Annotated in this window: 12 protein-coding genes; 11 read left to right on the top strand and 1 reads right to left on the bottom strand. The window is 70.3% G+C overall.

Annotation, left to right across the window (positions count from 1 at the left end):
• Both whiG and D9V36_RS13310 read left to right on the top strand, forming a co-directional pair.
• Complete coding sequence (gene whiG, locus D9V36_RS13315) at window positions 1-837, top strand: RNA polymerase sigma factor WhiG (protein ID WP_129293968.1); 837 nt, start codon at window positions 1-3, stop codon at window positions 835-837.
• 127 nt (window positions 838-964) lie between these two features.
• Entirely contained in the window at window positions 965-1,504 is a 540-nt protein-coding gene (locus tag D9V36_RS13310) for a TetR/AcrR family transcriptional regulator (RefSeq protein ID WP_129298383.1), read from the top strand.
• 442 nt (window positions 1,505-1,946) lie between these two features.
• Here D9V36_RS13310 and D9V36_RS42850 read toward each other — a convergent pair whose 3' ends face one another.
• Window positions 1,947-3,179 (bottom strand): peptidoglycan DD-metalloendopeptidase family protein, encoded by a 1,233-nt coding sequence (locus D9V36_RS42850; RefSeq protein ID WP_129293967.1) that lies wholly within the window; start codon window positions 3,177-3,179, stop codon window positions 1,947-1,949.
• 341 nt (window positions 3,180-3,520) lie between these two features.
• On the opposite strand from D9V36_RS42850, the gene rpsB reads away from it, so the two are divergent.
• The 9 genes from rpsB (at window position 3,521) to D9V36_RS13260 (ending at window position 13,735) form a co-directional block, all read left to right on the top strand.
• The gene (gene rpsB, locus D9V36_RS13300) at window positions 3,521-4,414 is read left to right on the top strand and encodes a 30S ribosomal protein S2 (RefSeq protein ID WP_129293966.1); all 894 of its coding nucleotides are present in this window, start codon (window positions 3,521-3,523) and stop codon (window positions 4,412-4,414) included.
• Between the two features lie 108 nt (window positions 4,415-4,522).
• Window positions 4,523-5,359, top strand: coding sequence for a translation elongation factor Ts (tsf, locus tag D9V36_RS13295; RefSeq protein ID WP_129293965.1), 837 nt, complete (start codon window positions 4,523-4,525; stop codon window positions 5,357-5,359).
• A 161-nt stretch (window positions 5,360-5,520) separates the two neighbouring features.
• Window positions 5,521-6,291, top strand: a complete 771-nt coding sequence (pyrH, locus tag D9V36_RS13290; protein ID WP_129293964.1) for a UMP kinase — start codon at window positions 5,521-5,523, stop codon at window positions 6,289-6,291.
• A gap of 175 nt (window positions 6,292-6,466) precedes the next feature.
• The gene (gene frr, locus D9V36_RS13285; protein WP_030087489.1) at window positions 6,467-7,024 is read left to right on the top strand and encodes a ribosome recycling factor; all 558 of its coding nucleotides are present in this window, start codon (window positions 6,467-6,469) and stop codon (window positions 7,022-7,024) included.
• A complete protein-coding gene (locus tag D9V36_RS13280; protein WP_206739659.1) occupies window positions 7,024-8,193 on the top strand; it encodes a phosphatidate cytidylyltransferase in 1,170 nt (389 codons plus the stop codon). The genes frr and D9V36_RS13280 overlap by 1 nt, the downstream gene beginning before the upstream one ends.
• A 320-nt stretch (window positions 8,194-8,513) precedes the next feature.
• Window positions 8,514-9,620 carry a 23S rRNA (adenine(2503)-C(2))-methyltransferase RlmN gene (rlmN, locus tag D9V36_RS13275; RefSeq protein WP_129293962.1) on the top strand — a complete coding sequence of 369 codons (1,107 nt, stop codon included), beginning with the start codon at window positions 8,514-8,516 and terminating at the stop codon, window positions 9,618-9,620.
• Between the two features lie 261 nt (window positions 9,621-9,881).
• Complete coding sequence (locus tag D9V36_RS13270) at window positions 9,882-10,955, top strand: thiamine ABC transporter substrate-binding protein (protein ID WP_206739658.1); 1,074 nt, start codon at window positions 9,882-9,884, stop codon at window positions 10,953-10,955.
• Window positions 10,931-12,661 carry an ABC transporter permease gene (locus D9V36_RS13265; protein ID WP_164992945.1) on the top strand — a complete coding sequence of 577 codons (1,731 nt, stop codon included), beginning with the start codon at window positions 10,931-10,933 and terminating at the stop codon, window positions 12,659-12,661. Before D9V36_RS13270 ends, D9V36_RS13265 begins: the two co-directional genes overlap by 25 nt.
• Window positions 12,662-13,735: an ABC transporter ATP-binding protein gene (locus tag D9V36_RS13260; protein WP_129293961.1), complete on the top strand. Its 1,074-nt coding sequence runs from the start codon at window positions 12,662-12,664 to the stop codon at window positions 13,733-13,735.
• Window positions 13,736-13,748: the final 13 nt, after the last annotated feature.

The following is a 13,748-nucleotide window of genomic DNA, read 5'->3' as shown; positions in this document are numbered from 1 at the left end:
ATGCCCCAGCACACCTCCGGGTCTGATCGTGCGGCTGTACCACCCGCCGCACGCGGCAGCGCGCGCCCCGCCCCGCCCACCTCGCTCGACGAGCTGTGGCGCTCCTACAAGGCGTCGGGCGACGGGCGGCTGCGAGAACAGCTGATCCTGCACTACTCGCCGCTGGTCAAGTACGTCGCCGGCCGCGTCAGCGTCGGCCTGCCCCCCAACGTCGAGCAGGCCGACTTCGTCTCCTCCGGAGTCTTCGGACTGATCGATGCCATCGAGAAGTTCGAACCCGAACGCGCCATCAAGTTCGAGACCTACGCCATCACCCGCATCCGCGGCGCAATGATCGACGAGTTGCGTGCTCTGGACTGGATTCCGCGCTCCGTGCGGCAGAAGGCCCGTGCCGTCGAACGGGCCTACGCCACCCTCGAAGCGCAGCTGCGCCGCACCCCGTCCGAGGCGGAGGTCGCCGAGGAGATGGGCATTGCGCTGGAGGAACTCCACGGCGTGTTCAGCCAGCTGTCCTTGGCGAACGTGGTCGCCCTGGAAGAGCTCCTGCACGTCGGCGGCGAGGGGGGTGAACGGCTGAGCCTGATGGACACCCTGGAGGACACGGCCGCCGAGAACCCCGTCGAGATCGCCGAGGACCGCGAGCTGCGGCGGCTGCTCGCCCGCGCCATCAACACCCTCCCCGAGCGCGAGAAGACCGTGGTCACGCTCTACTACTACGAAGGGCTCACGCTCGCCGAGATCGGCAACGTCCTCGGCGTCACGGAGAGCAGGGTCAGCCAGATCCACACCAAGTCCGTACTCCAGCTCAGAGCGAAGCTCGCCGACGTCGGACGCTGAGTCACCCTCCGGGCGCCCGGGCTTTCCGCGCGCCGTGTCGCCATGCGGAGTGCCACGCGGGGCGTGCCATCCGTAGAGTGGTGACGTGCCCAGGATTCGAGCGGCCTCTGTGGCCGAGCACCGGACGATGCAGCGCGGCGCCCTCTTGGACGCTGCCCGCACCCTGCTGTCCGAAGGCGGAACGGAAGCACTGACCTTCCCCGCCCTCGCCGAGCGCACGGGCCTCGCGCGCTCTTCCGTGTATGAGTACTTCCGCTCGCGCGCCGCTGTCGTGGAAGAGCTGTGCGCCGTCGACTTCCCGGTCTGGGCCGCTGAGGTGGAGACCGCGATGGAGCGCGTCGACACGCCCGAGGGGAAGGTCGAGGCATATGTGCGACGGCAGCTCGCCCTGGTCGGCGACCGGCGCCACCGCGCCGTCGTTGCCATTTCGGCCGGTGAGCTGGACGCCGGCGCACGGGAGAAGATCCGCGCGGCCCACGGCGGACTGATCGCCATGATCGTCGAGGCGCTGGCCGCCCTCGGCCATGAACAGCCCCGCCTCGCGGCCATGCTCCTCCAGGGAGTCGTCGATGCCGCGGTCCGCCGTATCGAACTCGGTGCCGCCGAAGACCCGGACGAGATCACGGAGGCGGCGGTCGGCATGGCCCTCCGGGGGGTTCGCGGCTGACTTGGGGGGCTTCCCTCTCCCCCCCCCGGGCCCCCGGCCCACCCACCTCCACCACCTCCACGCTCGTTGGCCCCGCAGCCCGCAGCCCGCAGCCCGCAGCCCGCAGCCCGCAGCCCGCAGCCCGCAGCCCGCAGCCCGCAGCCCGCAGCCCGCCCGCAGCCCGCAGCCCGCAGCCCCGCAGCCCGCAGCCCGCAGCCCGCAGCCCGCAGCCCGCAGCCCGCAGCCCGCAGCCCGCAGCCCGCAGCCCGCAGCCCGCAGCCCGCAGCCCGCAGCCCGCAGCCCGCAGCCCGCAGCCCGTCGGTCGCCGGCCTCGTTGTGCTGCGATGGGCGCCTCGCTCTACGGGGCTGCCTCTGCGGCAGACCGGCAGTACGACCGAAGCGTCAACGCTCCTGCTGCTCTGCTCTTCCGGCTCCCGCTTCCGGGTGTCCGGCTGCCTCGTGATCACCCACCGTCTTGCCGGAGGCCGTGCCGCTCTCCATCCGGCTGTCTGGGTACCTCCCTTTCGGTCTCAGCCGACCCAGCCCCCTGGTGGAGCCGGCCCAGCGCCCAGGCGGCAGCTGCTACGAGCCCGGCTGCTGCCATGAGGGCAGCTCCTCTTGGCGTCGGCTTTCGCTGCTGAGCTGCTGGTTTCGCCGGTACCGCTGCATGCGCCGGTCCTGTCGCTCCCGCAGGCCCGAGGGCTGTGCGGTCGCCCGCGGGTACAGGAATCCCGAAGACCGGCAGCAGTCGCGAGGGGCCGCCGCGGAGCATGCCGTCGGGCAGCAGGGACAACGGGTCCAGGTAGCTCTTGCCGCGGCGCAGGCCCCAGTGGAGGCAGGGCGCCCGGCAGTGGAACGGGCCGTGCTGCAGGACGGCGACCGGCTGACCTGCGGTGACGCGTTGACCCTTGTGGACCGTGGGCCGCACGGGCTCGTAGGTGGTGCGTAACGGGGGACGGCCCGAGCGGGATACCTCGATCGTCAGGACGCCACGGCCCGCGACGGTTCCGGCATACGCAACCCGGCCGGGTGCCGCTGCCCGTACCCGTGCGCCGGTGGGCGCGGCCAGGTCCACTCCCCGGTGCCCGGCCGCCCAGGGCGAAGGAGGTGGCTCCCATCCGTGTACCACCGTGGGCCCTGCGCCACCTCCGCTCTCTCCCACTGGCCATGCCCTGTCCCCACCGGAGGGGCCGGCCCGCGCGACTGCCTCGCGACGCGCCGCTGCTCCGGGGCGTTCCACCGGCACGTCACGGGGTATTTCCGGCACCTCCTCGGTGCGTGCTCCGCCCTCCGGCGGACGCACCCCGTCGTCATGTGCCGCACCCGCAGGCCCGTCCGCCGCCCGCTCCACTCCGTGCGCCACCTCGTGCTCCGCCCCCACGGCCGAGGACGGAGTGGCGGCAGCGCACGCCGGTACGGGGAACAGAGCGATGAGCGCCGCGGTCACGGCCGGGGCCAGGAGCACACGCAGAGCATGGGCCGGGAAGAAACAGCTCGGCCCATATGCGGTCGGTTCTGCGCGCGGAGTCGGCGGTAAGGGTGCCGGCGGCCGGAAGCGCGGCCGGGGAGGGAGAGGAGGGCGGGTCGTGGTCGAGCCGGAGTGTGATCCGGGGCTTCGTCGAGTGGCCGGCCGTGGGGTGCGCTGCGGTTTCAGTTGCGGTTTCGGTTGCGGTTTCGGTTGTGTGTTCCGTCGCATGTCCCGACGGTGGCGCAGTCCGCCGCGGCGTGGGGATCTTGGTCTGAAGCTGTGGACGAGCGGGCGGTTGTGGACAACGGTGTCACCCGCACGGGGATCGAAATGGTGTGTGTCGCCCGGTGCATCGGCCGTCCCGTACACTTCTGATGGCGATCCGGGTCACCGGGTCGACTTCGCACGCCCCGCCGTCAGTGCACCAGTCCCTTTTCGGGCAGCACGACGGCCGCGCTCCTCGGTCCTTGGACGGCTCCGCAAGGTGTCTTCCCCGGCAGGCGCGTCGGGGCGTCAGGCACCGCGGCCGACCGGCCGCAGTGGAACCGAGTACAACAAGGAGTACGGCCATGGCCGTCGTCACGATGCGGGAGCTGCTGGAGAGCGGCGTCCACTTCGGGCACCAGACCCGCCGCTGGAACCCGAAGATGAAGCGCTTCATCTTCACCGAGCGCAACGGCATCTACATCATCGACCTGCTCCAGTCGCTGTCGTACATCGACCGCGCCTACGAGTTCGTCAAGGAGACCGTCGCCCACGGCGGCTCGGTCATGTTCGTCGGCACGAAGAAGCAGGCCCAGGAGGCCATTGCCGAGCAGGCCACCCGCGTGGGCATGCCCTACGTGAACCAGCGCTGGCTCGGCGGCATGCTGACCAACTTCTCGACCGTCTACAAGCGCCTGCAGCGCCTGAAGGAGCTCGAGCAGATCGACTTCGAGGATGTGGCCGCCTCCGGCCTCACCAAGAAGGAGCTCCTGGTCCTCTCCCGCGAGAAGGCCAAGCTGGAGAAGACCCTCGGCGGTATCCGCGAGATGCAGAAGGTGCCCAGCGCCGTCTGGATCGTGGACACCAAGAAGGAGCACATTGCCGTCGGTGAGGCGCGCAAGCTCAACATCCCGGTCGTCGCGATCCTCGACACCAACTGCGACCCGGACGAGGTCGACTACAAGATCCCGGGCAACGACGACGCGATCCGCTCCGTCACCCTGCTCACCCGCGTGATCGCCGACGCCGTCGCCGAGGGCCTCATCGCCCGCTCCGGTGCCGCCACCGGCGACCAGAAGCCCGGCGAGAAGGCTGCTGCCGCCGAGCCGCTGGCCGAGTGGGAGCGCGACCTGCTCGAGGGCGAGAAGAAGGCTGACGACGAGGCCCCCAAGGCCGAGGAGAAGCCCGCCGAGGCCCCGGTCGCCGAGGCCCCCGCCGCCGAGGCCGAGAAGCCGGCCGCGGACGCCGAGCAGGCCTGACCCGCAGCATCCGGCTGATGACGGCGGGGGAGGGCGCCACAAGCGCCGCCCCCGCCGTCCACCCGTAGATCTTTCGACTTCGAGATTTCGAGAAGAGATTCACAGACCATGGCGAACTACACCGCCGCTGACGTCAAGAAGCTCCGCGAGCTCACCGGCGCCGGCATGATGGACTGCAAGAAGGCCCTGGACGAGGCCGAGGGCAACGTCGACAAGGCCGTCGAGGCGCTGCGCATCAAGGGCCAGAAGGGCGTCGCCAAGCGCGAGGGCCGCTCCGCCGAGAACGGCGCCGTGGTCTCCCTGGTCGGCGACGACAACGCCTCCGGTGTCATCGTCGAGCTGAAGTGCGAGACGGACTTCGTCGCCAAGGGCGAGAAGTTCCAGGCCGTCGCCAACGAGATCGCCGCGCACATCGCGAAGACCTCCCCGGCCGACATCGAGGCCCTGCTCGCCTCCGAGATCGAGGCCGGCAAGACCGTCCAGGCGTTCGTCGACGAGGCCAACGCCACCCTGGGCGAGAAGATCGTCCTGGACCGCTTCGCGCAGTTCTCCGACGGCTACGTGTCGGTCTACATGCACCGCACCATGCCCGACCTGCCGCCGCAGATCGGTGTCCTCGTCGAGCTTGACAAGGAGAACGCCGAGGTCGCCAAGGGCATCGCGCAGCACATCGCCGCGTTCGCCCCGAAGTACCTCTCCAAGGAAGACGTCCCGGCCGAGGTCGTCGAGGCCGAGCGCCGCGTCGCCGAGGAGACCACCCGTGCGGAGGGCAAGCCCGAGGCTGCCCTGCCGAAGATCGTCGAGGGTCGCCTCAACGGCTTCTTCAAGGACGCGACGCTGCTCGGTCAGCCGTACGCGCTCGACAACAAGAAGTCCGTCGAGAAGGTCCTGCAGGAGGCCGGTGTCACCCTGAAGCGCTTCGCGCGCATCAAGGTCGGCATCTGAGCCTGTCGCGAAGGCAGCGAATGACCTACGACCCCGCTAGGGTCGTAGGCAGTCGGCCGCTCAACGGCCGGCCGCAGATGTGACGAGGAGGCCATTGCCGCACAGGGATCTGACCAGACCCACGGCAATGGCCTTCTTCGTATGTGCACGAGGAGAGCTCAATGATTCACGGTGCCGACGGCGCGCACGCAGACCATTCCGGCCACGGCGGCAGGCGACGCTTCCTGCTGAAGCTGTCGGGCGAAGCATTCGCCGGCGGCGGCGGACTGGGCGTCGACCCCGACGTCGTGCACGCGATGGCCCGCGAGATCGCCGCCGTGGTGCGCGAGGGCTACGAGATCGCCATCGTGATCGGCGGCGGCAACTTCTTCCGCGGCGCCGAACTCCAGCAGCGCGGCATGGACCGCGCCCGCTCCGACTACATGGGCATGCTGGGCACGGTCATGAACTGTCTGGCCCTCCAGGACTTCCTGGAGAAGGAGGGCATCGACTCCCGCGTCCAGACGGCGATCACCATGGGTCAGGTAGCGGAGCCGTACATTCCGCTGCGTGCGGTGCGCCATCTGGAGAAGGGCCGGGTCGTCATCTTCGGCGCCGGCATGGGTATGCCGTACTTCTCCACCGACACCACCGCCGCCCAGCGCGCCCTGGAGATCGACGCCGAGGCCATGCTGATGGGCAAGAACGGGGTGGACGGGGTCTACGACTCCGACCCCAAGAAGAACCCCGACGCGGTGAAGTTCGATGCCCTCGAATACGGCGAGGTCATCACCCGGGACCTGAAGGTCGCCGACGCCACCGCCATCACGCTCTGCCGGGACAACAAGCTCCCGATCCTCGTCTTCGAGCTGCTCGCCGAGGGCAACATCGCGCGCGCGGTGAAGGGTGAGAAGATCGGCACGCTCGTCAGCGATCAGGGCACCCGGGCCTGACGGCCCCAACTGCCGTGGTTCCGTACCGGCATCGGCCGGTACGGACGGCAGCTCCCGTACCGGGGAAGACCCCGGTACGGGGATGGACAACGGCCTGCCGGTCGGACACCGTGCAGGAGAAGACGCGCGGCAGGGGCGAGGCTCTGCTTCTTACCGAAAAGACCAGGAGCAAGTGGTGATCGAAGAGATCCTCCTCGAGGCCGAGGAGAAGATGGAGAAGGCCGTCGTGGTCGCCAAGGAGGACTTCGCCGCGATTCGCACCGGGCGTGCGCACCCGGCGATGTTCAACAAGATCGTGGCCGACTACTACGGCGCGATGACGCCGATCAACCAGCTGGCGTCGTTCTCGGTTCCCGAACCGCGGATGGCCGTGGTGACCCCGTTCGACAAGAGCGCGCTGCGCAACATCGAGCAGGCCATCCGCGACTCCGACCTCGGCGTCAACCCGAGCAACGACGGCAACATCATCCGGGTGACGTTCCCCGAGCTGACCGAGGAGCGCCGCAAGGAGTTCATCAAGGTCGCGAAGAACAAGGGCGAGGACGCGAAGATCTCGATCCGCAGCGTCCGGCGCAAGGCCAAGGAAACGCTCGACAAGCTCGTCAAGGACAAGGAAACCGGCGAGGACGAGGTGCGCCGCGCCGAGAAGGAGCTCGACGACACCACCGCGAAGTACGTGGCGCAGGTGGACGAGCTCCTCAAGCACAAGGAATCCGAGCTCCTCGAGGTCTGATGAACGAGTCTTCCTGGGGGGCCGCCCCGCCCGGCGCCGGACACCGGGCAATGCCCGACCACGGGCCGGCCTCCTCGCTTCGCGGGGTGGCGCCCCCCGCCCCGGCGGGTCCCGGGCACGACTGGGGCGACCCGGACCGGACTCGGCCCCTGCCCTTCGTGCCCGGGCCAGGCGGACACCAGGACGACGACCGGGAATATCGGGACATCCGGGATAGCCGGGATCACCTGGACGACCGGGGGGCTGCTCGGCCGAGCGGCCCCCTGTTCCGCGACGAAAAGCCGCAGGAGCCCATGCCCACCTCTCTTTCCGGGTCCGACAGCTCGCCGGACTCAGAGAAGCCGAAGAAGAAGAGCGCGGGCCGCAATCTGCGCGCCGCGATAGGGGTCGGTATCGGCCTCGGCGCGATCATCGTTGCGTCGCTCTTCCTCTACAAGCCTGTCTTCATCGGCGTGATAGCGATCGCCGTCGTGGTGGGCCTGTGGGAGCTGACCTCGCGGCTGGCGGAGCGCAAGGACATCAAGGTGCCGCTGGTACCGCTCGCGGTCGGTGGGACCGCCATGGTGGCCGCCGGATATGTCCGCGGTGCCGAGGGCGCCTGGGTGGCGATGGCGCTCACCGCGCTGGCCGTCCTCGTCTGGCGGATGACCGAGGCACCCGAGAACTATTTGCGGGATGTCACCGCCGGCGTCTTCGCGGCGTTCTATGTGCCCTTCCTCGCGACGTTCGTGGCGCTGATGCTCGCGGCCGAGCCCGACGGGCCGGAACGGGTACTGACCTTCCTGATGCTGACGGTCGTCAGCGACACCGGCGCGTACGCGGTCGGCTGGCGGTTCGGCAGGCACAAGCTCGCACCGCGCATCAGCCCCGGAAAGACCCGCGAAGGACTCGTCGGCGCGGTGCTCTTCGCGATGGTGGCCGGCGCACTGTGCATGGAATTCCTGATCGTGCACGGAGCCTGGTGGCAGGGCCTGCTGCTCGGCCTCGCGGTCGCGGCCACCGCCACCCTCGGTGACCTCGGCGAATCCATGATCAAGCGCGATCTCGGCATCAAGGACATGGGTACCCTGCTCCCCGGCCACGGCGGAATCATGGACCGCCTCGATTCCCTGCTGCCGACGGCACCGGTCGTCTGGCTGCTGTTCGTGATCTTCGTGGGGTCCGGCTGAACCCAGGGACCGTAGGGGGAAGAGGGGCGTCCGGTTCCGGCCTCTCCGGGTGTCCCTGCGTATGACGGTCACCCGATGCCTGTGAGGGGCCCGCCGCATCGAGCGGCGGGCCCCTCTCGCGTGTGAGGCCGAAAGGCTCCGTTCCCCGAACTGTCCACCCTGGTCCGCATTTCGCTGCTTCTCCGTGTGTCGCGTGAAGGGCGGAGGGGCACCGTGGGTGACCTCCCGATCACTGCCCGGTCGCCGTCCGATCCCCGCCCGATGGCCGCCCACCGCTCCGGCCCGGGGCTCCCCGGACGATCTGCCACACTGGACGCACCATGCCTGCACCCGGAGAACTTACTTTCGTCGCGCCGCGTGGGGCCAAGAAGCCTCCGCGGCACCTTGCCGATCTCAGTCCCGTCGAGCGCCGCGAAGCGGTGGCCGCGATCGGGGAGAAGCCGTTTCGCGCCAAGCAGCTGTCGCAGCACTACTTCGCCCGCTATGCGCACGACCCGGCGCAGTGGACCGACATCCCGGCGGCCGCGCGCGAGAAGCTGGCGGCCGAGCTGCTGCCGGATCTGATGAAGGTCGTCCGGCACATCTCGTGTGACGACGACACCACGCGCAAGACGCTGTGGAAGATGCACGACGGCACGCTCGTCGAGTCCGTGCTGATGCGCTACCCGGACCGGGTCACCATGTGCATCTCCTCGCAGGCCGGGTGCGGCATGAACTGCCCGTTCTGCGCGACGGGGCAGGCGGGCCTGGACCGTAATCTGTCGACCGCCGAGATCGTGCACCAGATCGTCGACGGGATGCGTGCGCTGCGCGACGGCGAGGTGCCGGGCGGGCCGGCCCGGCTGTCCAACATCGTCTTCATGGGGATGGGCGAACCGCTCGCCAACTACAAGCGGGTGGTCGGGGCGATCCGGCGGCTGACCGACCCCGAGCCCGACGGGCTGGGGCTGTCGCAGCGCGGGATCACCGTCTCGACGGTCGGGCTGGTGCCGGCGATGCTGCGGTTCGCCGATGAAGGATTCAAGTGCCGGCTGGCGGTGTCGCTGCATGCGCCCGATGACGAGCTGCGCGACACCCTGGTGCCCGTCAACACGCGCTGGAAGGTGCGCGAGGTGCTGGACGCCGCGTGGGAGTACGCGGAGAAGTCCGGGCGGCGGATCTCGATCGAGTACGCGCTGATCCGGGACATCAACGACCAGGCGTGGCGCGGTGACCTGCTGGGACGGCTGCTGAAGGGCAAGCGCGTCCATGTGAACCTCATTCCGCTGAATCCGACGCCCGGCTCGAAGTGGACCGCCTCGCGCCCCGAGGACGAGCGGGCGTTCGTCCAGGCCATCGAGGCACACGGCGTGCCGGTGACCGTCCGCGACACCCGCGGCCAGGAGATCGACGGCGCCTGCGGCCAGCTCGCGGCCTCGGAACGCTGACCGCCCGCTGGTACTGTGTGATCGAACAAATGCACCACATCCGACAGGGGAGCGCCACAGCGCTGAGAGTGCGGAAGCGTCGTAGACCTCTACGGTGCCCGCAGACCCTTGAACCTCGCCCGGGTCATTCCGGGTAGGAAGTTCGGTCGTCACTCATGCTGTTGCGCCCCGCACCGGGTCCCCTCCCTGCGTCATCGGACGCCGGGAGCCGTGGACACCGTGCGGGGCCGCGTCTCTTCCTGGCCAGCCAGGAGGAAATCAGTGAGCACCAGGAGCAGAATCACCGCCACGGCCCTCGCCGCCGCGGTCGGCATGTCCGCGCTGGCCGCCTGCGGTGCCCCGGGCGGGGGCGCGGACGCCAAGACCGTCACGCTGGTCAGCCATGACTCGTTCAACATCTCCAAGTCGGTCCTGAGCGCCTTCGAGAAAGAGAGCGGCTACAAGGTCAGGATCCTCAAGGGCGGGGATGCCGGGAAGGCCGTCAACCAGGCGATCCTGTCCAAGGGCAATCCGCAGGGCGACGTGTTCTTCGGTATCGACAACACGCTGCTCTCGCGCGGGCTGCACGAAGGGCTCTTCAGCCCGTACCGGGCCAAGGGGCTGGCGGACGTGCCGGCCGGGCTGCAGCTCGACAAGGGCGCGCACCGCGTCACCCCGCTCGACTACGGCGACATCTGCGTCAACTACGACCGCGGCTACTTCGCCCGGCACAAGACCGCGCCGCCGAAGACCTTCGACGATCTGCTCAAGCCCCGGTACAAGGGGATGCTCGTGACGGAGAACTCCGCGACCTCCTCCCCGGGTCTCGCCTTCCAGCTCGGCACCATCGCGAAGTACGGGCAGGACGGCTGGCAGAGCTACTGGAAGAAGCTCAAGGCCAACGGCGTCGAGGTCGTCGACGGCTGGGAACAGGCCTACTACGAGCGGTTCACGGGATCCGCGGCCGGCAAGCGCAAGGGCGACAAGCCGCTGGTGGTCTCCTACGCCTCCAGCCCGCCGGCCGAGGTGCTGGGCAAGAAGCCCGCGCCCAAGGAGGCGCCGACCGGGGTCGCGACGGGCACCTGCTTCCGCCAGATCGAATTCGGCGGCCTGCTCAAGGGGGCGAGGAACGAGAAGGGCGGCAAGGCGCTGCTGGACTTCTTGCTGAGCAAGAAGTTCCAGCAGGACGTACCGCTGCAGATGTTCGTCAACCCGGCACGCGAGGACGCCGCGGTGCCGGAGCTGTTCACCAAGTACGGCACCAGGATCGACCAGCCCACGACGCTGCCGCCCGGGACGATCACCGAGAACCGCGAACAGTGGATCAAGCAGTGGTCCTCGCTCGTTCTGAAGTAGTCCGCGGCCGGCGCCCGCGGCCCGTACGGGGAACGGCGGCGCGGCTCGGCCTGATGGCGGTGCCGCTCGCCTTCTTCGCGCTGTTCTTCGCCTATCCGGTGGCGGCGATCGTCGGACGCGGGCTCAAGGACGGCGGACGGTGGCAGCTCGGCCGGTTCGGTTCCGTGCTGAGCGACCCGGACATCGTCCATGTGCTGTGGTTCACCGTCTGGCAGGCCGCGGCCTCCACGGCGCTGACCCTGCTGATCGCGCTGCCCGGTGCCTATGTCTTCGCGCGGTTCGACTTCCCCGGCAAGCAGCTGCTGCGGGCGGTGGTGGCGGTGCCGTTCGTGCTGCCGACCGTCGTCGTCGGCTCCGCCTTCCTGGCGTTGGCCGGACGGGGCGGACTGCTGGACGAGCTGTGGGGCCTGCGCCTGGACACCTCGGTGTGGGCGATCCTGCTGGCGCATGTGTTCTTCAACTACGCCGTGGTCGTCCGGACCGTCGGCGGGCTCTGGGCCCAGCTCGACCCGCGTCAGGAAGAGGCGGCGCGGATGCTGGGGGCCGGACGGTTCGCGGCCTGGCGGAGGGTGACCCTGCCCGCCCTGGGACCCGCCGTCGCGGCCGCCGCGCTCATGGTCTTCCTCTTCACCTTCACCTCCTTCGGGGTGGTGCAGATTCTCGGCGGGCCCACCTTCGCGACGCTGGAGGTGGAGATCTACCGGCAGACCGCGGAGTTCCTGGACCTGCCGACGGCCGCCGTGCTCACCATGGTCCAGTTCGCGGCGGTGCTGGGCGTGCTGGCGCTGCACGCCTGGACGGTGCGCCGCCGGGAAACCGCCCTGCGGCTTGTGCCGGCCTCGCAGACCGCGCACCGGCCGCGCGGCCGCGGCCAGTGGACACTGCTGTGGGGGACGCTCGCCGTCATCACCGTCCTGCTCATCGTGCCGCTCCTGGTGCTCGTGGAGCGGTCGTTCGCCGGGCCGGACGGCTACGGAGCGGTGTTCTACACCTCGCTGCGGTCGGCCGGGAACGCCGACAGCACCTTCGCCGTCGCGCCCCTGGACGCCCTGTGGAACTCCCTCGCCTACGGGGCGGCCGCCACGGCGATCGCGCTGGTGGTGGGGGGACTGGCGGCCGCCGCGCTGACCCTCCCCCGGCTGGGCAGAGGCCCGTCCGGGCGGACGGCCCTGATCAGCCGCTTCGTCCGGGGCTTCGACGCCCTGCTGATGCTGCCCCTCGGGGTGTCCGCGGTGACCGTCGGCTTCGGATTCCTGATCAGCCTCGACACGCCGCCGCTCGATCTGCGCGCCTCGTGGTGGCTGGTGCCGCTCGCCCAGGCGCTGGTGGGGGTGCCGTTCGTGGTGCGGACGATGCTGCCGGTCCTGCGGGCGGTCGACGGACGGCTGCGGGAGGCGGCCGCCGTGCTCGGCGCCTCGCCGTGGCGGGTGTGGCGCGAGGTCGACCTGCCGATGGTGCGGCGGGCCCTGCTGATCGCCGCGGGCTTCGCCTTCGCCGTCTCCCTCGGTGAGTTCGGCGCGACGGTCTTCATCGCGCGGCCGGACCAGCCGACACTGCCGGTCGCCGTGGCACGCCTGCTGGGACGTGCGGGAGAGCTCAACTACGGGCAGGCGATGGCCCTGTCGACCCTCTTGATGGTGGTGTGCGCCGGTGCCCTGCTGGTACTGGAGCGCCTGCGCCCCCTCGACCACTCCGGGGAGTTCTAGATGACGGCACGCGCCGGGACCACGGCACAGGAGCTGCTGCGGCTGGGCGGGGTGACCGTCCGCTTCGGCACGGCGGAGCGCCCCGCACTGGACGCGGTGGACCTGGACGTCGCCGCGCACGAAATCGTGTGCGTCCTGGGGCCGAGCGGCAGCGGAAAGTCCACCCTGCTGAGGGTGGTCGCCGGTCTCCAACAGGCCCACGCGGGAGCGGTGTTGCTGGAGGGACGGGAGCAGTCCGGGGTGCCGGCCCACCGGCGCGGGGTCGGCCTGATGTTCCAGGACCACCAGCTTTTCCCGCAGCACGACGTCGAGGGCAACGTCGCCTTCGGGCTGCGGATGCGGCGTACCGCACGCGCCGAGCGGGAGCGCACGGTCGCCGAACTGCTGGACCTCGTCGGACTGCCGGGCGCCCAGCGGCGCGCCGTGGCCTCCCTGTCCGGCGGCGAACAGCAGCGGGTCGCGCTGGCCCGCGCGCTGGCCCCCCGCCCCCGCCTGCTGATGCTGGACGAACCCCTCGGCCAGCTCGACCGCGGGCTGCGCGAACGGCTGGTCGTCGAACTCCGCCGCCTCTTCCGTGAATTGGGCACCACCGTATTGGCGGTCACCCACGACCAGGGCGAGGCCTTCGCACTCGCCGACCGGGTCGTGGTGATGCAGGACGGCCGGATCGCACAGACCGGCACCCCCCTGGAGGTCTGGCAGCGGCCCGCCACCGAATTCGTCGCCCGCTTCCTCGGCTTCGACAATGTGGTCGCGGCGACGGTGCAGGGCGAGGCAGCTGCCACCTGCTGGGGCAAGGTGCCGGTCCCGGACGGCACGGCGGACGGGCCGTGCCGCCTGCTCGTCCGGCCGGCCGGGGTGCGGCTGACCGCCGCCCCCGAGGGCCTGCCCTGTACGGTCACGGCCCGTACCTTCCGTGGCACCCATGTCGCGCTGCTGCTCCAGCCGGCCGCCGGACCGCAGGTGGAGGCGGCCTGCGCACTGCGGGACGCGCCGGAGGTGGGGGAGCGGGTGGGCATCTCCTTCGTGGCACAGGACGTGGTGGTGCTGGGCGCGACGGATGCGGCGGGCTGATCACCTCGGAGAC

It is taken from the genome of Streptomyces lydicus, from assembly GCF_004125265.1.
Taxonomy (GTDB): Bacteria; Actinomycetota; Actinomycetes; order Streptomycetales; family Streptomycetaceae; genus Streptomyces; species Streptomyces lydicus_C.
The sequence above is the reverse complement of the archived record's forward strand: the minus strand, read 5'-3'. Positions and strand labels throughout refer to the sequence as shown.